The following is a 17930-nucleotide window of genomic DNA, read 5'->3' on the forward strand; positions in this document are numbered from 1 at the left end:
CATAAAGTCACCCTTTGAATCTAATACAAATCTAATATAAATCTCATATAAAAGTTAATATTCTGCTCAAAAAAACCTATTAGAAAAGTATTAACTTTAGAGATTGCCATTACTCAAAATAAAACTTATTCTGGTATCAAAGGTGATTGAACCAATCACTTTTAACCCCAAAGACAAGGCATTTTGCTTAAGGCATTATGGCTAACTCGAAAAATTCAGAAATGGATTTTTGAGAGTGTTTTAGGGGTAGAGAATTAATTGGCAACCAGTTAAAAAGAGGACTATCTATTATGGGTGATTGGCAAATACAATACCGTAATCTATCTTCTCAGGAAGTGATGATAACACATTATGGTGGAGTAACCCAAGCTGTAGTTGGCGAAATCAATCATGAGCCAGACCAAAAACTAGGAGTTGGTGGATCGGACTACCTTTCTATGGATCAGAATGCGATGAAATTTATCGCAGATGGAGATATAGATTTCTACCAAGGTATTGTCGGAAAAGGACAAACCTTGTGGGTTCGTATTCATGTTCCTATCCAAGTATTTGGAATTGGTACTTCACCTTATTGGTTTTATCTTATCAATAGGGGTGGTGATCCTGGGCTAGATTCGCCTTCATGGTCTCAGCATGATTCAGATACGGTAAATACAACTTTCGGTGAACTGATGGTTACGATGAGTCCGACTAAAAGTCATTCGACAATTACAGTCAATGTTACTTTAGAGGATCAATCTTAGCCTAATCACGTTTAACACTAAGCTCATTTGAGCTTAAATTTCACAGTACATTTCATCTAAAACAAGGAGAATTATCATGGCATTTGAAGAGGAATTGTTCGATTCTGTTATTGAAGATGAAGAACTTATGGGAATAGCAAGAGAAGTAGAAGGATACGGAACCTTCTCAGAAGAAAGTATTGTAAGAGAAGAAGTAACTACTTTCACAGATCAAGTGCTATCGTCCGCCAAAACCTTCAAAGACTGGGTAGTTTCAAAATTGAAAGGGCTTACTCTCACTGATGTTGTTATGGTTGGTACTGGCGTTATTATGCTGTACGAATTCATTGAGAAGCAAGCTCAAAAATCCTCACAAAGTGGCAAAATGATTGCCTTAAGTGAGGCAATTAAAGGGGCTAAACAGACCTTAGAAACTGATTACGACAGAACAATTGTCCAAGCGGCAAAAAAACAGCAATCAAATCCCAATTTTTCCACGTGGCCAAAAGAAGTTCAAGATACCATCACAAGTGAAGCAAACATGAATGGTGAAGTCTATTGGTTAGTGATTGGACCAAAAATCATGGAAGCAATGGCAACAATGCCTATCTATGATGCCTCTCATTAATCAGTGTGATAAAGGCGCATTAGCCTAACACAGAAGCGAGGAAACAGTTTCTTCACTTTTCCTCGCTCGTTAATTATTGTTTGTTGACTTTTGTACTTTCCTAAAAGGAGAAATTTATGGAAGAACTATTTGCTGCCTTATTAGAGGTTATTGTTGAAGGTGATCTCATCGCGGAAGCTGCACTTTTTATCTCGGAAGATATTCTATCAGAAGTCGCATTTTCAATGGAAATGCTAGGGGAGGTTTATTCAACAATGGTTGAGTCCTTAAGTGTTTTCAAAGAATGGATGGTTACAACCTTTGAGTTAACAGAAGATGTCGTTAATGCCATGCTAGGACTTCAGATTATGTACAATATGATCTATACCCATTATCAACAAGTTGCCAAAAGTGGCAGATGTATTTCTGTATCGGTAGCTCTCGAAGATATAGAAGCAACGTTGAAAAAAAATTTCATACAGATGATTGAACTTGCCCGTAAACAGATAGCCCAACCAAATTTTAGCAAGTTACCAGCAGATATTCAGAAGCGTATTCGTGATATTGAGCATCAGGCACCCATGCAATACTGGTTATCCGTAAAAATTGATATCATGCACTCTCTTATGAAGTTACCAATATACAGTCATAGCTAAACACTTCCATATATTTCTGTGACATGAAATCTCAATTGACATCTCTAGAAAATACTCTAAGACTATTATTATGGATGTCTAATTAGATAAATATTTCACGATTTTCAGGATTTATAGTCATTTCAGATAAGTCTGATACACTCTAGACCAGTTAAACCCTTATGAACTCTGGCATTGATATTCTTAATCTTAATTGAAATGACTATAAAAGATGAAAGAATCTAACAATTTGTATTCAATGGATAGAAATATTATAGGAAGTAGAGTTATTCTTGTTCGTCCTCATTTAGATTTTATAGATGAGTTTCTTGCTGCTGTTGAGTCTAGTAAATCGCTACACACTCCATGGGTGAAACCTCCTTCTACTAAAAACGAATTTATCGCTTATTTACAAAATACGGTTCGGCCATCTAGGGAATCTTTTTGGGTACGATCTACATTAGATTCAAGCCTCGTTGGTGTCATTGAAGTCCGAAGCATCTTACCTTCAGTTGATGACTCTGGAACTATTAGCTACTTTGCTTTTAATCCATGGTCGGGTTGCGGACTTATGCGAGAAGCTCTAACACATTTTATCACTTTTATTTTTAAAAGTCGGAAGCTGAGACGATTAATAGCTGATATCGAAGCTGAAAATACAAATTCGCTAGGTCTTGTTTTTAGACTTGGCTTTCAGCAAGACGGAGATGTAACTAAATTACTTACAGATGGCTCATTTCGCAACTATCAAAAATGGGTACTATACAGCGATGATTGGCTCAAAAGCATTGTAATCTAAGGAGGCGCATAATTGCTGATTTTCTGACAAACATTAGTGCAATCACCTGATCTTGTAGGTTGGGTTGAGGCAAATACCTACACCGCACCAACGTCCAAGACCCAGACCCTGTAAAGGAATGATTACTATTGTAGCTGATGACGAAGAACACTTGCAAGACTTTGCGGAGTATTTGCCTTGAAATACTTACTTGATACTCATACTTTGCTTTGGTACACCCTTAAGAAGCTGATCTTGTAAATTGGGTTATCTTTAATTAAGTTTCTCCCTTACTTAAATTATGACAAAACAATTGAATGTCATTGATTATGGTTTGATAAGAATTAACAATTTGATGGGCGATGATTAAAACCTTTTCCTCATCTAATTGGCAAGAATAAGCACTTCTCACCAGATGACGAAACCGCCGTAACTCATCCAAAATGAGCCTTGTTTCTTCTGTAATAACTGCTTTTCTCACCCTAGGTATATCAACAGACATTTGCTCTAATAAATCTCGATGCCATTTATCCCCCGTTGGGAATCTTTGATCAATTTTTTTAGCAATCACTTCAAATATACGCTCAATTCCAGTATAAACTCCATGGAAATTAAGCGCAATAGAATTAATTAATGCGTTTTGATACATGACATCCGATTGATTAGATAATTCTCTTAAAAATATCTCTAACTGTTGTAGGGCTTGAAGAATTTTATTGAGTTCTTGATTAATTCTATCTTGAATTGATAAATTAGTCATAATTCAACCCCCTGAGCAATTGCTGCTAAAATATAAGGAGGAGCCTTTTGAACTTCTACTAAATCCACCTCAAAATCCTGTCCATTATCTAACTCTGCTATCGCCTTAAAATAATCTTTCTCTGGTAAATCCCAAACCGCTAAATCAAGATCAGAATGGGGAGTTATTTCTTCATAATTTAACAATGAACCAAATAAAACAACTTTCGTGACTCCATACTTCTCTTTAAGGAGACTAGCACATTTTTGAGCAATTTTTAACCCTGCTTATTGCCGTTGTTTCATCTCTAATAGAAATTGTTCACGGGTTGCTCTCGCTGCTAAAACTTCAGCAATAATCTCTTGTTTTCGTTCTTCAGTTAACTGTGTCATTATGATTACCCCTAAATCATTGAATATCAATAGTTTCTATAATAGCAATTTTTGTGATCAGCGATCGCTTCTTCTTCTCGATTGGATTGAAACAACGAAACCCAACAATAATAAAGGTGTGTTACTGCGGTGACACACCTTTTATCTATCAGTCATCAGGAGAGCTTATTTATTTTCTGCTTAGATCAGTTAAAATTGAGGAATGATCGGCCTAGAAATTGGGTTTATCTTCGTACTTAACCTTAACATGAGAGTGTAGGCTGGGTTTCACTATCGTTCAACCCAACCGTATTTTATCTGTTCCTTGCTGAGATTCAGTTAAAATTGTAGCGTTATCACCATGAGTTAGATAGAACCCAACATCCATGATCAACTCTCTCAAAGAAGCCCAGGCTAAACTCCCCGAACTGATTGACAATCTCAAACTGGGGGAAGAATTGTTAATCACCGACAATAATCGTCCAATTGCCCAATTAATCGGGCAAATACCCATACCGCCCCAACGCCTAGTCCCCGGACTATGTCAAGGAATAATTACCATCGTAGCTGATGACGAAGAACATTGGCAAGATTTTTTGAAAACTTAAATAGAGATTTAACACTATGACTAAATTAGATATAGCTCAAGCTAAATCCGATCTCTCAAAACTTCTCGATTTGGCAATTAACGGAGAAGAAATTGTTATTATGCAAGGCGACGAGCCAGTAGCCAAAATTTCCCCCATCAAACGACCCTTAAAACGAGGAAGTGCTAAGGGAAAAGTATGGATGAGCGATGACTTTGATGAACCTCTTGAAGACTTTCAAAATTACAGGGAATGACTTTTTTATTGGACACACATATTTTTCTTTGGTTTGTTAATGACGATCCTAGATTAAGCAATGCTCTCAAAGATTTAATTGAAGATGAGAACAATTTTAGTTATCTTAGTATCGCCAGTCTTTGGGAAATGTCTATTAAATATAATTTAGGAAAGTTAAGGTTAGTTCCTTCCTATGAAGAGTTTATTGAGAAAGAAGTGAACGAAAGTAGGATTGTTTTACTAAATCTTGAACTAGAGCATCTAAAAATTAATGCTTCTCTACCTTTTCACCACAGAGATCCTTTTGATCGCATTATTATTGCTCAATCTATGGCTGAGAATCTCCCTATCATTACAAGTGATTCAATTTTCAGTCAATATTCGATTGCGCTTATTTAGTGTAACTCAACAAATGAAAATATTATTGATCTTAGATCAAGATGAAGGAATAGCTCCCAATGATCCAGCCGCTCTTCTAGATTAGATTGAAGCAACGAAAACCAACACTAATAAAGGTGTGTTACTTCGCTGACATACCTTTTACCTATCAGTTATAATGGAAAGGTTTGAAGCCTAGACTTTCATCGAAAATTTTGGGTCTGAAACCCCGTCGTTCTACGACGGCTTTACTGTTAAATATTAGCGCATTTACACGATATATGCTAAAATGTGAGACATGGAAAAAGCCTATTTTTACCGATTTTACCCAACACCCGAACAAGAGTCGCTATTGCGACGCACTTTGGGCTGTGTAAGATTAGTTTACAACAAAGCTCTCCACGAACGAACACAAGCTTGGTATGAAAGACAAGAAAGATTAGGCTACGCTCAAACTTCTTCAATGACGCACTTTGGGCTGTGTAAGATTAGTTTACAACAAAGCTCTCCACGAACGAACACAAGCTTGGTATGAAAGACAAGAAAGATTAGGCTACGCTCAAACTTCTTCAATGACGCACTTTGGGCTGTGTAAGATTAGTTTACAACAAAGCTCTCCACGAACGAACACAAGCTTGGTATGAAAGACAAGAAAGATTAGGCTACGCTCAAACTTCTTCAATGTTGACCGATTGGAAAAAGCAAGAAGAATTAGACTTTTTAAACGAAGTTAGCTGTGTACCTTTACAACAAGGGTTAAGACATTTACAAACAGCTTTTACTAATTTCTTTGCTGGTCGTACTAAGTATCCCAACTTTAAGAAAAAACATCAGGGAGGAAGTGCCGAATTTACCAAATCTGCTTTTAAATTTAAAGACAAACAAATCTATTTAGCCAAATGCACAGAACCTTTACCTATTCGATGGTCAAGACAAATACCAGAAGCTTGTGAACCAAGCACAGTAACAGTCAGATTACATCCTTCTGGACGTTGGCATATCTCAATTAGATTTGATGACCCAACGATTAAGCCTTTACCAGTAACAGATAAAGCCATTGGAATTGACTTAGGAATTAGTAGCATTGTGATTACCAGCGATGGCGACAAAGTGTCTAATCCTAAGCATTTTAAAAAGCATTATCGGAGACTGCGAAGAGCATCGAAAAATCTTTCCAGAAAACAGAAAGGGTCAAAAAATCGGGAAAAAGCAAGAATCAAAGTAGCCAGAATTCACGCTCAAATCACCAATAGTAGAAAAGACCATTTACATAAGCTAACCACTCAATTAGTTCGTGAAAATCAAACGATTGTTGTTGAGAATTTAGCCGTTAAGAATATGGTCAAAAACCCGAAATTATCTCAGGCAATATCTGATGTAAGCTGGGGAGAAATAACCCGACAATTAGCCTATAAATGCCGTTGGTATGGCAGAAATTACATCGAAATAGATAGATGGTTTCCTAGCTCTAAAAGGTGTAGTAATTGCGGGTATATTGCTGAGAAAATGCCGTTAAATGTTCGAGAATGGGACTGTCCAGACTGTGGGACTCACCATGACCGAGATATTAACGCTAGTAAAAACATTTTGGCCGCAGGGCTTGCGGTGTTAGTCTGTAGAGCGACCATAAGACCAGAACAGAGTAAATCTGTTAAGGCAGGTGCGAAAAATCCTTCGGGAAAGAAGCAGAAACCTAAATCGTGAGGTTTGGGAATCACCGTCCGTTTACGGCGGTGAGGATGTCAACAAATGATGCTCATCTCTCTGAAAAATCTGGGTATCGTATCGTACATAGTGTAATGTCGTTGTCACTACATTATGTTAAAATAATTAAGTTTGGAATTACACACCCATCTTATGAGTAGTAAAACAAAAAGTAAGACTCAGCGTAATACCCTAAATTTGCGAATTAAGCCAGAAGAACGCAATTTGATCGATATGGCAGCCAAAGTGCAAGGTAAGAATAGAACTGATTTTATTTTGGAAGCCGCGCGGAATGCTGCGGAGGAAACTTTGCTCGAACGTACTATTTTTTTGGCTAGTCCAGAGGCTTATGCAGAATTTATCGCACTTCTAGATGCACCACCTCAACCTAATGAACGTTTACGCAAAACCATGCAGACGCTCGCACCTTGGGAGAAGGAATGAATTTGACACCACCTGAACCTCTGGCTAGTTATCACTCAATCACTGATTTTTCCTGCGGAATTACTTCTCTTGATGATTGGTTGAAGCGTCGAGCTTATGCTAATCAAGCCAGTGGTGCAACTAGAACTTTTGTTACCTGCGTTGACAATAGGGTAGTTGGGTATTACGCCCTTGCTTCCGGGGCGATTAGTATACAATCAGCTAATGGTAAATTTCGGCGGAATATGCCTAACCCAATTCCAGTGGTAATTTTGGCACGATTGGCAGTAGATACTTCTTACCAAGGTCAAGGTTTAGGATGCGGTTTATTTCGTGATGGTGCGCTACGGGTTGTTAAAGCGGCTGATACCATTGGTATTCGGGGAATTATTGTTCATGCTATTTCAGAAGAAGCTAAGAATTTTTATTTGGCTTTAGGTTTTGATGTGTCTCCTCTTGAACCGATGACGTTGATGATTACTCTTAATGATTTACGCGCTTGTATTGCTTAGTGCGCTACAGGGGCAACACGGGGTCAACCACAGGGGGTTTGCCCCTACAGGTACGTTTAAGTCCAGAATAACTTTGCTTATGGCCTCATGAACAAGATGTTTGCCCTGATACACTTTACTTAGATTCAGTGCGATCACCAGTTATCTTTAATTAAGTTTCTCCCTTACTTAAATTATTACAAAACAATTGAATGTCATTGATTATGGTTTGATAAGAATTAACAATTTCATGGGGGATGATTAAAACCTTTTCCTCATCTAATTGGCAAGAATAAGCACTTCTCACCAGATGACGAAACTGCCGTAACTCATCCAAAATGAGCCTTGTTTCTTCTGTAATAACTGCTTTTCTCACCCTAGGTATATCAACAGACATTTGCTCTAATAAATCTCGATGCCATTTATCCCCCGTTGGGAATCTTTGATCAATTTTTTTAGCAATCGCTTCAAATATACGCTCAATTCCAGTATAAACTCCATGCAAATTAAGCGCAATAGAATTAATTAATGCGTTTTGATACATGACATTCGATTGATGAGATAATTCTCTTAAAAATATCTCTAACTGTTGTAGGGCTTGAAAAATTTTATTGAGTTCTTGATTAATTCTATCTTGAATTGATAAATTAGTCATAATTCGACCCCCTGAGCAATTGCTGCTAAAATATAAGGATGAGCCTTTTGAACTTCTACTAAATCCACCTCAAAATCCTGTCCATTATCTAACTCTGCTATCGCTTTAAAATAATCTTTCTCTGGTAAATCCCAAACCGCTAAATCAAGATCAGAATGGGGAGTTATTTCTTCATAATTTAACAATGAACCAAATAAAACAACTTTCGTGACTCCATACTTCTCTTTAAGGAGACTAGCACATTTTTGAGCAATTTTTAACCCTGCTTGTTGCCGTTGTTTCATCTCTAATAGAAATTGTTCACGGTTTGCTCTCGCTGCTAAAACTTCAGCAATAATCTCTTGTTTTCGTTCTTCAGTTAACTGTGTCATTATGATTACCCCTAAATCATTGAATATCAATAGTTTCTATGATAGCAATTTTTGTCATAAGCGATCGCCCATTTTGTCAGTTGGGTTGAGCAATAATAACTTTTGTCTGTCAAATATTAGTGACGCTTGAGCGAAACCCAACCACACCAATGTCGTCAATAATGTTGAGTTTCTAACTGGTATTAGTGCATTACGCTAACGCTAACTCACCCTACACGCTAACTTTTATCTCATCGGTAAAGATTGCAATCCAAAACAGAGACCTTGACAGACTCTTGTTAGAAAATTTAAATCCAAAGTAGCGATTGTATCCTGAGAACTATGATAATAGGGATTACGCATATTAGCAGTATCTGTCACCATAATTGCCGAATAACCGCAATCCCAAAAGGGAGAATGATCGCTGCGTCGAGTATCGGGGACGATATAACCTCCAAAAATTACCGGCAACCATTCGCAGGGAGTCTGATTTTCTCTCATGACTCGACTAAGAAAATTTAAATCCTCACGGGTTTTGAGATTGCCAATCAAAGCGATAAAATCCCCGGTGTTGGGGTAAAAATGTTCTAGAAAAGCTGGATATTTTTGAGAATGGGGATTTTTATCACAGTAACCGAGCATTTCTAAGGATAACATTAACCTTAAATCCTGCTTAGTTTGTTTTAATTTTTCTGCGTAGGCAATGCTCCCCAGTAATCCGTATTCTTCTAGATCGAAGGCAATTAAACGAATTGGATAATTAGCCTGATTCTCCCCAAAAAACCTCGCTAATTCTAATAATACCGCTAATCCCGTGGCGTTATCGTCAGCCCCCGGCGACCCCGGCACCGTGTCATAATGAGCGCCAATTAAAATCGGAGGTTTTTGACTATTGTTAGGCAAATCCAAGATTAAATTTTCGTAAACTTTTCCCTGAAAAGGGAAACAATGTGATTCAACCTTTCCCCAATTTCCTAACTCTTGCCGTAGGTATTCTCGCACATAAAAATGTCCTTGACTAGAGAAAAAAGGGTTTCTTTCTCGGACAATTTGTTCTAGGTGTTGGCTTAAGCGATCGCTAAGAAGATCAAACATTGATAGCAGCAGATAATTTAATCAAAAGAGCCAATGGATAGAGAAACTGAGGGAAAAATCGGGGAAAATAATAATTGTTAATTAGGGTCTGCTGAAAAAGTTTTTCCTGGTGGCAGGGTGTGGGGTGTGGGGTGTGGGGTGTGGGGTTTTACCCATTTTCACCTGGTCAATTACCTAATTTTCAGGGAAAAAGTACCTGAATTTTCCCCTCAATCACTGCAAGGGTCGGGACTTTTTGAGGTCAAAAAAGTCTAAAAGCCTTATCCAACAAGGTTTTTAGATTTATTCAGCAAACCCTAATTATAAAATATTCTGTGGAGCTAAAATCATGACAAATCTCCAGTTGACTAGCTATGATTGTATCGTTGTCGGGGCAGGATTAGCAGGATTAATCGCTGCGCGTAATCTCCAGAGGCAAGGTCATCAAGTTCTGGTGATCGAAGCGCGAAATCGTTACGGTGGTAGGATGTCTGGTCAATATCTCCCCTCCGGACAGTGGATCGATCGAGGTGGTCAGTGGGTGGGTCCAACCCAAGAGCGTTTTTTAGCCCTCCTCGATGAGTACAAAATACGTCGTTTTCCCTCTCCCAATCAGGGAAAAACCGTCCTAGTGTTCAACAACAAACGCTATGAATTCAATGGTTTTTTTCAAGGTTTCCACGAGGGAGAAGTACCCGATATCGGCCCGGCAGAATGGCAAGATGCGATGTCAGCATGGGCGCGTTTTCAAGAACTAACCAAAACCCTACCTTCCGGTTATCCCCAAAGCAACGATCACACCAAAAAACTAGATAGTAAAACTTTTGCCCAGTGGATTGAAGAAAACACCAGCACAGATTTTGGTCAATGGTATTTTGCTTATATGGTGCGTGCAGTGGGTTTTCTCGGGCCGGCCGAACCCCAGCAAGTCTCACTGCTGCACGTTCTTTGGGGACAAAATTGCGCCCCTCAGGCCGAACATCCAGAAGCCGAACTGATCCATGGCGGAGCCGGACAAATTCCCGACAAGATCGCGGCGGAATTAGGAGAGCGAATTCGACTGGGGGAACCAGTTGTTCGCCTTAATTACGACTCGGCCGGTGTCACCATAGAAACCACCCAGAACACTTTTACCGCCAAATTTGCCATCATTGCCATGCCGCCCCATCTTGCCGGCCGCATTATTTATCATCCCCCGCTGCCACCCCAGCGAGAACAACTAACCCAACGAGTACCGATGGGATGCTGCGCTAAAATCCTGATTTCCTATGAGCAACCTTTCTGGCGAAAACAGGGACTAGCGGGAGTTGCTCAAGGGAATTGTCAATGGTTGGAACTCTGTGCCGATAGTTCCGATCCCGAAACCGGTGTCGGGGTAATCGCCACCTTTGTGGTTGGCGATCGCTATATTCGTTGGCGCTCAATGAGTGGCCCCGCGCGTCGTGCCGCCGTCCTCTCGGATTTAGCTATTTATTTCGGTCAAGAGGCTCTTTTCCCGATCAGTTACGATGAGGTGGATTGGCCCGGGGATCCCTGGACTGGTGGCGCCTATGCCGCTTTTATGCCCCCCGGAGTCTGGACAAGTTTCGGCGAGGCTCTTTTTACTCCCGTCGGACCGATTCACTGGGCCGGCACAGAAATGGCTGATCGCTGGCCAGGATTTTTTGAGGGAGCGATCCGCACAGGTGAGGCAGCGGCTGATCGAATCGCCTTGCTTTTGCGGGAAAAATGAGCATTTACAGGGCTAGGACACCTTTTAGGTCAAAAAAATCCTCATAGTCAAGTTTCGGGGGCTAATAGGGCAAAAAAATCCTAAATCATCACTATTTCGCCCTGGTAATGTTCGACGAAATGCTGGACACGATGACGATATTCTTTAATTGTCCGATCGACCCATTCCCGCTGCTCACTGTTAGCATAGATATGCACTAAAGGTTCTCCAGCATCGGGTAAAATCAATACCCAGTCATCATTGAGGGGATTAATCACCTTCACCCCATCGATTAACTCTAGATTATCGGTAGCGTGAGTTTCCACCAGATAGCGCATCAAGGATCCCTTGACTTTCCAAGGACAACGCACCGCCGTATTCTTATTGTAAATGCGCGGTAACTCGGCCCGCACCTGAGCTAGAGAACGTTCCTGAATGGTTAACATCTCCAAAAGTTTCGCCACGCTGAACATGGCATCGAAACCGGGATGTAATTGCGGAAAAATAAAGCCAGTTTGCCCAGAGCCTCCTAAAACCACATTAGGATTGGTTTGACATCCTTCCATTAAAGCGCTAGGACTGGCTTTTGTCCGCACCACCCGGCCATCGTGACGACGTGCGATCTGTTCCACGGCACTAGAAGCATGAACCGGCACTACCACTGTACCGCGAGGATGGGCGGTCAGAATTGTATTCACCATTAAAGCAGTTAATTGTTCCCCGCGAATCGATAAACCACTCTCATCGACGAGGACTAACTGTTCCCCATTGGCCGAAACCTGTACACCTAAGTTCGCTTTCAGGGCCTCCACCACATGGCCCAATTGATGGATTAGTAACTCTCTTTCCTGCATGGAAAGGGCATTCTGACGTAAACTGGCATTGAGAACCACGGCATCACAGCCAAATTTGGCCAGTAATTCCGGTAAAATTGCCCCTGAGACTCCGTAGGCGTAATCAATGACGATTTTGGAGCTACTGTTGCGAATGACCTCCACATTTAGCTGAGTTTCAAAGGTTTTGCGGTAATTATCGAGAATATCAGCCGGATAGGACATACTGCCGATTTCCTGCATTCCCACCCGTCGCAGATCTTCTTTGAAATAGGCCCCTTCGATTTTCTTTTCCCTCGCTTTGGAAACATTAATCCCTTTTTCGTCTAAAAACTCGATTAAGAGAAAATCCGGGCGATCGGGATGAATACGAACGTGAATACCACCGACTACGTTTAATTTAGCCACTAAAGTCCGCGAAATCGGTAAAGCATTCGCTTGTAGGTTTTGGATATTAACTCCCACGGACATTAAACCGGCAATCAGCGATCGACTGACCATGCGCGAGACACTACGTTGATCCCGGGAGACGATTACCGTTGACCCCGGTTTTAGAATGGAACCGTAGGATGCCCCCAGTTTAACGGCGAATTCGGGCGTGATATCGATGTTAGCGAGGCCCGATACTCCTCGTTGACCAAAGAGGTTTTTATGGGCAGTATTTCCCCAAATCAGGTTAATATTGAGGATGGCTCCCGATTCGATCTGTTTACTCGGCCAGACTCTCACCCCGGAATTGATCTGCGCTTCTTCTCCCACGATCGATAATTGTCCGATCACCGCACCTTCGTGTACCTGGGCCCGTCGATCAATTCTGGTTCCCCTAGCGATCGTACAAGCGGCTAAATTGACCTCATCCCCGATCACCACACCATTCCAGAGGATGGGACGTTTCAGATCGGAACCGGCACCGATGGTGACATTATCGCCGATAACCGAACCCCTCTCGATCAGAACATTTGCACCAATGCGACAATGATTGCCGATCATGACCGGGGCCTCAATGTGGGCGCTAGGATCGATATAGGTATTAGTGCCGACCCACACTCCGGGGGATTTTTCTCGATAGGGAAATTCCAGGTTAACTTTGCCGGATAAAGCGTCGTATTGCGCTTCTCGGTAGGCCTCCAGATGACCGACATCGCACCAATAACCATCGGCCACATAACCATACATAGGTTCGCCCCTTTGCAGCAGCAGCGGAAACAAATCTTTAGAAAAGTCGGCTTCTTCTTTGTAAGGGAGATAATCGAGGACTTCTGGTTCAAGAATATAGGTTCCGGTGTTGACAGTATCGGAAAAAATCTCGCTGGTGGATGGTTTTTCGATAAAACGGCGAATTCTGCCTTCTTTGTCGGTAATCACTACCCCAAACTCGATCGGATTGGGAACCCGCGTCAGGACGAGGGTTGCTTTCGAGTTTTTGCTTTTATGGAATGCGATCGCTTTTTGCAGGTCAAAATCGGTGATACTATCGCCACTAATCACCAGAAAGGTATCATCTAACCATTCGGCAATATTTTTTACACATCCTGCGGTGCCTAGGGGTTGATCCTCCTCGACAGCGTAGGTGATTTTTACCCCAAAGTCGCTGCCGTCTTGAAAGTAGTCGCGCATGACATCGGGGAGATAGTGCAGGGTGGTGATAATTTCGGTAATGTCATGCTTTCGCAGTAAATTAATAATATGTTCGGCGATCGGACGGTTGAGAATCGGAACCATCGGTTTGGGAAGATCACAAGTAAGCGGACGTAATCTTGTCCCCGAACCACCTGCCATTAGTACCGCTCGCATAACTTCCTCCCAAGGCTATCTTTTCGCCGTTTTTAAATAGTTTTTGCAAATTATGGCTTTAGTTTTCCTATCTCGATCGAGCTAGTTCCTAACCGGCATTCTAACACCGTCTCCCGGATTCAGGACAATATTTTCTTTTCCCAAGCCGGCAAAACCCAAGCTTACAATGGGAGATGTGAATTGTCTAAATCTAAGGATGAGATGGCATGAGACTCGTTATTTTTATCTTAATAATTTTTTATGGTGTCGGTGGTTGGAAATTCTGGAACGGGTACAGAAGCACTAATTTTAGTTCCAGTTTACCCAATCGTTTAGCTTTAACAATGTTCTGGCCGCTTCTGTTGGCTGTTAATCCCGCCTATCGCAAGAATTTTAAAAAAGCCCTCAAGGGCAAATAAAATTAACATACTGCCAAGGTTGCGGCCATAAAACAGAAAGTAGCTGGGTATCGATGGCAATCAACAGTTTAGCCATGAATGGCTTATCATGGTTAGGGAAAAAAGGGGTCGTAGCTCAGTTGGATAGAGCGAGTGCCTCCTAAGCACTAGGCCGCCGGTTCGACCCCGGCCGATCCCGCCTTTTTCAGTGAACAGTAAACAGTGAAAAGAGACCGGGAAACTGCTATTTATAGCGCTTTTCACGTTATTGAGGTATCGACAAGTTTTGCCAACAAAGGACTTAAGCTCCTTGCCCATGCCTCATTCTGATGAAAACTGCTATAGCGTTCATTATCAAAATATCTACGGGCTTAATTAAGCCCGTAGGCACGGCTACGGGCAACTTCTAGAGGTTAGGCTTGATCGCTTCTGTTCTCGTTAATCTGTCGGATGATTTCAATCATTTGAGCGTGTCGATCATCCATTCTCTCTAGATGCCGGTAAAAATCGGCTTGAGTCTCATAAAAATCTGATTGTGCGCTTGCTATTCGAGCTAGGTAATCGTAAAGCCCTTTTTTCTCCTGTTTCCGTTCTTCGCGGTCACTAGCGACGGCATCAGCTAGGGATTGAATAGCGCGAGCGTTCGATTCCACTATTTTCTCGATCCGCTCTAATCTGTCTTCTGACATTTTGGTAAACTCCTAATAGACTAATTTCTTGTCCCCCACCGATGCCCCTCGGATGGCGGAATAATATTAAATCCGTTGAGTATAGGCTATATATCAGGACAGCCGAACGGCAAAAGGCAAAAGGGGGAATAAATAACCAGTTTTTAATAACCGGATTTAGTATCACTCAAAACTTAAAACTGATCACTGATCACTGATAACTGCTATTTATCTTCTCATTCTGCCCTTAACTTGATACCAAAGCCTTCTTAAACGTAGATCAAGAGAAAAACCCCGACGGGTGGGAATAACAATCGTGCCACCGATGCGATCATGGAAAGCGCGGTTCAATTGCTCATCACCGATCGCCATACCACAATCGGCGAAAAGGGGCGAAGATAATAAAATCAAGCTTAAAGGATTGCCAAAAAAAGTATTTAACCCTACCATCATTAAAGCTGCCCCGCCACCAGCGATCGCCTCTCGTTTGCTTAACTCCAAAATTCCGGGTAAACGCTGAAGTTGTAGATCGATGATCTTCATATCCAGGGCCCAACTTCCTAAACTCTGACCCTGATTCTGCGCGACTAATAACACCCGCAAACACCACCAAATCAGGAGAAAAAGGAAAAATTGTAGTACAGGCGAACTGTTAGCAAAGGAGCTTAAAAACCAGATCGAGGCAAAGTCGATCAGGAAAGCATAGGCACGACGATCTAAGGGAATTTTCGGAAATTTTTGCGGTAGATTATCTTCAGGTGGGATGGGGTAAACCATAAACTAAATTCTCGGAAAAATCCTGCTGTTTATCTTCTACTCTAATCGGGAAATTGGCAATTCTAGAGTGAGTGGAACGAACCACAGAGACACAAAGGACACAAAGATTGATCGCTATTATATAAGTTAAACTTATCACACAAAGAATAAGAGAGCCAGAGATCTAGGCTACCATTGAGCAAAGGTAGCCCAGAATACAGGGATAATCATGGAGCAAGATTCATTACTAACGGAGGTTATTCTAACCCATCCACGGCAAAGTTTGGGAGAGATCCAACTGGATTGGATGCCACAACCGGGTAATTATTTGGCCTTAAAAGGACAAACCTATGCGGTTTTGGAACGTCACCACCAGTATCAATACAAGATTGGTGGCTATTGTTTACGCAAAATTTCCCTTTATGTACAAACTGCTCCCACCCCTAACGAAAAAAGTTTGATTGAAGGACGTTGGGTGATGGGGGATGCTAGTTGTCGTTTTAACGCCAGATCCGAACTGTTACGCTGTGCGATTAACCCCCCAGGTCCCTGTCAAGATTGTCGTTTTTACGAAACTATTAAGCCTTAAAAGAGCCTTTTTCGGCAACAATCTGGCTATTTTTCCCCTAGCTGACTGCTATATTGACAAATCGCCTATGAATCATCCTTATTCTTGGATCGAGGACAGCTTAAAAACCCTCCATCGGGCCAATTGGTATCGAAGGGTTAAAACCATTCAAGGCCGGGGCGGAGCCGTTATAGAATTAGAGGGTCGATCGCTGATTAATTTTGCCAGTAATGATTATCTGGGATTAGCAGCCGATGAAAGAATGATCGCGGCAGCCATAGCAGCAACACAACGCTATGGAACTGGAAGCACCGGCTCGCGTCTATTAAGTGGACACCGAGATCTTCATCGAGACTTAGAATTAGCGATCGCATCCTTTAAAAATAGCGAAGACGCGATCGTTTTTAGTTCGGGATATTTAGCCAATTTGGGGACAATTACCTGTTTAGTGGGGCAGAAAGACCTGATTTTAGGCGATCAATACAATCACTCTAGCCTCAAAAATGGAGCCAAGTTAAGCGGTGCCACGGTGAAAGAATACCGGCACAATAGTCTCGAAGACTTAGAAAATCAGTTATTAGCCCACCGTCATCACTATCGTCATTGTTTACTGCTCACTGATACAGTGTTTAGTATGGATGGGGATATCTGTCCCCTAGCGGGAATTCTCGCTCTAGCCGAGATTTATAATTGCATGGTTTTGGTGGATGAGGCCCACGCTACCGGGGTTATGGGGGAAAATGGCACAGGTTGCGTGGAATATTGTGGTTGTCAAGGACGGGAATTAATTCAGATGGGGACCCTGAGTAAAGCTTTAGGCAGTTTAGGGGGATATGTGACCGGAAACGCCAAAATTATCGATTTTATCCGCAATCGCGCCGCCACCTGGATTTATACTACCGGTTTATCCCCCGCCGACACCGCCGCTGCTAGAATGGCTTTAGAGATTATTCGTCTGGAACCGGAACGTCGCCAACGCCTACACCAAAATATTAATTTTGTCAAGAGTAAATTAAATAATCTTAATATATTGCCTTCAGAAGCGGCGATTTTATGTTTACCGGTAGCCAATCCAGGTCAAGCCCTAGAATTATCGCAAAAACTGCTAGAAAAAGGGATTTTTGCCCCCGCCATTCGTCCTCCTACCGTTCCCACCAGTCGTCTGCGATTTACTGCCATGGCCACCCATAGCCTCGCTCATCTAGAGATTCTTGTCCAGTCTATTGGCGAATCTTTCCCCACATAGAGAAAAAGTTTTTCGTGGGAAGTGGGGAACAACTAAGTTGAGCGGCGGTTAGCATCCTTGATCCCATCATCAAGCTCTCTAGCCTGGCCGCTCCAACGACTTGTTAGACTGGGCTTTCGCAATAAGGGACTTCCAAAAAATAAACTATTCATTCTCAAGAATAATAATCATTCTCGGAGTGTGGGAGGTAGGGATCGATGGTTGCCCCCTCCTTCCAATTTTGTAG

General features: G+C 41.7%; 23 protein-coding genes, 1 tRNA gene and 1 pseudogene. 17 read left to right on the top strand and 8 right to left on the bottom strand.

What is annotated here, in order from left to right; translation table 11 throughout:
- The first annotated feature begins 290 nt into the window (after positions 1 to 290).
- The 4 genes from H6G40_RS09440 (at position 291) to H6G40_RS09455 (ending at position 2763) form a co-directional block, all read left to right on the top strand.
- Complete coding sequence (locus H6G40_RS09440) at positions 291 to 743, top strand: hypothetical protein (RefSeq protein WP_069474884.1); 453 nt, start codon at positions 291 to 293, stop codon at positions 741 to 743.
- Between the two features lie 76 nt (positions 744 to 819).
- Positions 820 to 1350 carry a hypothetical protein gene (locus H6G40_RS09445; protein WP_002739412.1) on the top strand — a complete coding sequence of 177 codons (531 nt, stop codon included), beginning with the start codon at positions 820 to 822 and terminating at the stop codon, positions 1348 to 1350.
- Between the two features lie 116 nt (positions 1351 to 1466).
- A complete protein-coding gene (locus H6G40_RS09450) occupies positions 1467 to 1985 on the top strand; it encodes a hypothetical protein (RefSeq protein WP_002738566.1) in 519 nt (172 codons plus the stop codon).
- Positions 1986 to 2196: 211 nt separating this feature from the next.
- The gene (locus H6G40_RS09455; protein ID WP_080601649.1) at positions 2197 to 2763 is read left to right on the top strand and encodes a GNAT family N-acetyltransferase; all 567 of its coding nucleotides are present in this window, start codon (positions 2197 to 2199) and stop codon (positions 2761 to 2763) included.
- A gap of 256 nt (positions 2764 to 3019) precedes the next feature.
- Here the strand turns inward: H6G40_RS09455 and H6G40_RS09460 are convergent, their stop codons facing one another.
- Positions 3020 to 3502: a ribonuclease toxin HepT-like protein gene (locus tag H6G40_RS09460; protein ID WP_002739268.1), complete on the bottom strand. Its 483-nt coding sequence runs from the start codon at positions 3500 to 3502 to the stop codon at positions 3020 to 3022.
- A complete protein-coding gene (locus H6G40_RS23935; protein WP_238560471.1) occupies positions 3499 to 3756 on the bottom strand; it encodes a nucleotidyltransferase family protein in 258 nt (85 codons plus the stop codon). The genes H6G40_RS09460 and H6G40_RS23935 overlap by 4 nt, the downstream gene beginning before the upstream one ends.
- A 482-nt stretch (positions 3757 to 4238) precedes the next feature.
- Between H6G40_RS23935 and H6G40_RS09470 the strand changes: the two genes are divergently transcribed.
- The 8 genes and pseudogenes from H6G40_RS09470 to H6G40_RS09505 all read left to right on the top strand — a co-directional run bounded on the left by H6G40_RS09470 (position 4239) and on the right by H6G40_RS09505 (position 7693).
- Complete coding sequence (locus tag H6G40_RS09470) at positions 4239 to 4460, top strand: type II toxin-antitoxin system Phd/YefM family antitoxin (protein ID WP_002738398.1); 222 nt, start codon at positions 4239 to 4241, stop codon at positions 4458 to 4460.
- Between the two features lie 16 nt (positions 4461 to 4476).
- Positions 4477 to 4695, top strand: coding sequence for a type II toxin-antitoxin system Phd/YefM family antitoxin (locus tag H6G40_RS09475; RefSeq protein WP_002738737.1), 219 nt, complete (start codon positions 4477 to 4479; stop codon positions 4693 to 4695).
- Positions 4692 to 5075, top strand: coding sequence for a type II toxin-antitoxin system VapC family toxin (locus tag H6G40_RS09480; RefSeq protein ID WP_002757635.1), 384 nt, complete (start codon positions 4692 to 4694; stop codon positions 5073 to 5075). The genes H6G40_RS09475 and H6G40_RS09480 overlap by 4 nt, the downstream gene beginning before the upstream one ends.
- 277 nt (positions 5076 to 5352) lie before the next feature.
- Positions 5353 to 5589, top strand: a complete 237-nt coding sequence (locus tag H6G40_RS09485) for a helix-turn-helix domain-containing protein (RefSeq protein WP_242028733.1) — start codon at positions 5353 to 5355, stop codon at positions 5587 to 5589.
- Positions 5528 to 5698, top strand: coding sequence for a helix-turn-helix domain-containing protein (locus tag H6G40_RS24135; protein WP_190537576.1), 171 nt, complete (start codon positions 5528 to 5530; stop codon positions 5696 to 5698). Before H6G40_RS09485 ends, H6G40_RS24135 begins: the two co-directional genes overlap by 62 nt.
- A pseudogene (locus H6G40_RS09495) lies at positions 5631 to 6758 on the top strand (RNA-guided endonuclease InsQ/TnpB family protein); the annotation flags it as partial. The gene H6G40_RS24135 and the pseudogene H6G40_RS09495, both read left to right, overlap by 68 nt.
- A 153-nt stretch (positions 6759 to 6911) precedes the next feature.
- A complete protein-coding gene (locus tag H6G40_RS09500) occupies positions 6912 to 7202 on the top strand; it encodes a type II toxin-antitoxin system TacA family antitoxin (protein WP_069474469.1) in 291 nt (96 codons plus the stop codon).
- Complete coding sequence (locus H6G40_RS09505; RefSeq protein WP_002738857.1) at positions 7199 to 7693, top strand: GNAT family N-acetyltransferase; 495 nt, start codon at positions 7199 to 7201, stop codon at positions 7691 to 7693. Before H6G40_RS09500 ends, H6G40_RS09505 begins: the two co-directional genes overlap by 4 nt.
- Positions 7694 to 7844: 151 nt before the next feature.
- On the opposite strand, the gene H6G40_RS09510 is transcribed toward H6G40_RS09505, so the two are convergent.
- From H6G40_RS09510 to H6G40_RS09520, 3 genes are all read right to left on the bottom strand, one after another.
- Positions 7845 to 8327 (bottom strand): ribonuclease toxin HepT-like protein, encoded by a 483-nt coding sequence (locus H6G40_RS09510; protein ID WP_002738740.1) that lies wholly within the window; start codon positions 8325 to 8327, stop codon positions 7845 to 7847.
- Complete coding sequence (locus tag H6G40_RS09515) at positions 8324 to 8698, bottom strand: nucleotidyltransferase family protein (protein WP_002739096.1); 375 nt, start codon at positions 8696 to 8698, stop codon at positions 8324 to 8326. The genes H6G40_RS09510 and H6G40_RS09515 overlap by 4 nt, the downstream gene beginning before the upstream one ends.
- Before the next feature lie 225 nt (positions 8699 to 8923).
- Positions 8924 to 9772, bottom strand: a complete 849-nt coding sequence (locus H6G40_RS09520) for a M28 family metallopeptidase (protein ID WP_002738738.1) — start codon at positions 9770 to 9772, stop codon at positions 8924 to 8926.
- 328 nt (positions 9773 to 10100) lie between these two features.
- On the opposite strand from H6G40_RS09520, the gene H6G40_RS09525 reads away from it, so the two are divergent.
- The gene (locus H6G40_RS09525) at positions 10101 to 11483 is read left to right on the top strand and encodes a flavin monoamine oxidase family protein (protein ID WP_190537578.1); all 1383 of its coding nucleotides are present in this window, start codon (positions 10101 to 10103) and stop codon (positions 11481 to 11483) included.
- 80 nt (positions 11484 to 11563) lie between these two features.
- Here H6G40_RS09525 and H6G40_RS09530 read toward each other — a convergent pair whose 3' ends face one another.
- A complete protein-coding gene (locus H6G40_RS09530; protein ID WP_190537580.1) occupies positions 11564 to 14089 on the bottom strand; it encodes a mannose-1-phosphate guanyltransferase in 2526 nt (841 codons plus the stop codon).
- Between the two features lie 206 nt (positions 14090 to 14295).
- On the opposite strand from H6G40_RS09530, the gene H6G40_RS09535 reads away from it, so the two are divergent.
- Entirely contained in the window at positions 14296 to 14487 is a 192-nt protein-coding gene (locus H6G40_RS09535; protein WP_069474472.1) for a hypothetical protein, read from the top strand.
- Between the two features lie 104 nt (positions 14488 to 14591).
- Positions 14592 to 14665: transfer RNA gene (locus tag H6G40_RS09540), tRNA-Arg, on the top strand.
- Between the two features lie 214 nt (positions 14666 to 14879).
- On the opposite strand, the gene H6G40_RS09545 is transcribed toward H6G40_RS09540, so the two are convergent.
- Positions 14880 to 15155, bottom strand: coding sequence for a hypothetical protein (locus H6G40_RS09545; RefSeq protein ID WP_002738957.1), 276 nt, complete (start codon positions 15153 to 15155; stop codon positions 14880 to 14882).
- A 207-nt stretch (positions 15156 to 15362) separates the two neighbouring features.
- Complete coding sequence (locus tag H6G40_RS09550) at positions 15363 to 15911, bottom strand: RDD family protein (protein WP_002739343.1); 549 nt, start codon at positions 15909 to 15911, stop codon at positions 15363 to 15365.
- A 208-nt stretch (positions 15912 to 16119) separates the two neighbouring features.
- Between H6G40_RS09550 and H6G40_RS09555 the strand changes: the two genes are divergently transcribed.
- Complete coding sequence (locus H6G40_RS09555; RefSeq protein ID WP_069474473.1) at positions 16120 to 16479, top strand: DUF6464 family protein; 360 nt, start codon at positions 16120 to 16122, stop codon at positions 16477 to 16479.
- A 67-nt stretch (positions 16480 to 16546) separates the two neighbouring features.
- Complete coding sequence (gene bioF / locus H6G40_RS09560) at positions 16547 to 17704, top strand: 8-amino-7-oxononanoate synthase (protein ID WP_002739188.1); 1158 nt, start codon at positions 16547 to 16549, stop codon at positions 17702 to 17704.
- The last annotated feature ends 226 nt before the right edge of the window (positions 17705 to 17930 follow it).

This window comes from Microcystis viridis FACHB-1342 (assembly GCF_014698335.1).
GTDB classification, from domain to species: Bacteria; Cyanobacteriota; Cyanobacteriia; order Cyanobacteriales; family Microcystaceae; genus Microcystis; species Microcystis ichthyoblabe_A.

Bases quoted from the DNA above. Each gene is read 5' to 3' on its own strand.
- H6G40_RS09555 (WP_069474473.1), top strand. From the start codon at position 16,120: ATGGAGCAAGATTCATTACTAACGGAGGTTATTCTAACCCATCCACGG.
- H6G40_RS09455 (WP_080601649.1), top strand. From the start codon at position 2,197: ATGAAAGAATCTAACAATTTGTATTCAATGGATAGAAATATTATAGGA.
- H6G40_RS09515 (WP_002739096.1), bottom strand. From the start codon at position 8,698: ATGACACAGTTAACTGAAGAACGAAAACAAGAGATTATTGCTGAAGTT.
- H6G40_RS09535 (WP_069474472.1), top strand. From the start codon at position 14,296: ATGAGACTCGTTATTTTTATCTTAATAATTTTTTATGGTGTCGGTGGT.
- H6G40_RS09505 (WP_002738857.1), top strand. From the start codon at position 7,199: ATGAATTTGACACCACCTGAACCTCTGGCTAGTTATCACTCAATCACT.
- H6G40_RS09440 (WP_069474884.1), top strand. From the start codon at position 291: ATGGGTGATTGGCAAATACAATACCGTAATCTATCTTCTCAGGAAGTG.
- H6G40_RS09525 (WP_190537578.1), top strand. From the start codon at position 10,101: ATGACAAATCTCCAGTTGACTAGCTATGATTGTATCGTTGTCGGGGCA.
- bioF (WP_002739188.1), top strand. From the start codon at position 16,547: ATGAATCATCCTTATTCTTGGATCGAGGACAGCTTAAAAACCCTCCAT.
- H6G40_RS09530 (WP_190537580.1), bottom strand. From the start codon at position 14,089: ATGCGAGCGGTACTAATGGCAGGTGGTTCGGGGACAAGATTACGTCCG.
- H6G40_RS09450 (WP_002738566.1), top strand. From the start codon at position 1,467: ATGGAAGAACTATTTGCTGCCTTATTAGAGGTTATTGTTGAAGGTGAT.
- H6G40_RS09460 (WP_002739268.1), bottom strand. From the start codon at position 3,502: ATGACTAATTTATCAATTCAAGATAGAATTAATCAAGAACTCAATAAA.
- H6G40_RS09510 (WP_002738740.1), bottom strand. From the start codon at position 8,327: ATGACTAATTTATCAATTCAAGATAGAATTAATCAAGAACTCAATAAA.
- H6G40_RS09475 (WP_002738737.1), top strand. From the start codon at position 4,477: ATGACTAAATTAGATATAGCTCAAGCTAAATCCGATCTCTCAAAACTT.
- H6G40_RS09550 (WP_002739343.1), bottom strand. From the start codon at position 15,911: ATGGTTTACCCCATCCCACCTGAAGATAATCTACCGCAAAAATTTCCG.
- H6G40_RS09470 (WP_002738398.1), top strand. From the start codon at position 4,239: ATGATCAACTCTCTCAAAGAAGCCCAGGCTAAACTCCCCGAACTGATT.
- H6G40_RS09520 (WP_002738738.1), bottom strand. From the start codon at position 9,772: ATGTTTGATCTTCTTAGCGATCGCTTAAGCCAACACCTAGAACAAATT.
- H6G40_RS09485 (WP_242028733.1), top strand. From the start codon at position 5,353: ATGGAAAAAGCCTATTTTTACCGATTTTACCCAACACCCGAACAAGAG.
- H6G40_RS09445 (WP_002739412.1), top strand. From the start codon at position 820: ATGGCATTTGAAGAGGAATTGTTCGATTCTGTTATTGAAGATGAAGAA.
- H6G40_RS09545 (WP_002738957.1), bottom strand. From the start codon at position 15,155: ATGTCAGAAGACAGATTAGAGCGGATCGAGAAAATAGTGGAATCGAAC.
- H6G40_RS09480 (WP_002757635.1), top strand. From the start codon at position 4,692: ATGACTTTTTTATTGGACACACATATTTTTCTTTGGTTTGTTAATGAC.
- H6G40_RS09500 (WP_069474469.1), top strand. From the start codon at position 6,912: ATGAGTAGTAAAACAAAAAGTAAGACTCAGCGTAATACCCTAAATTTG.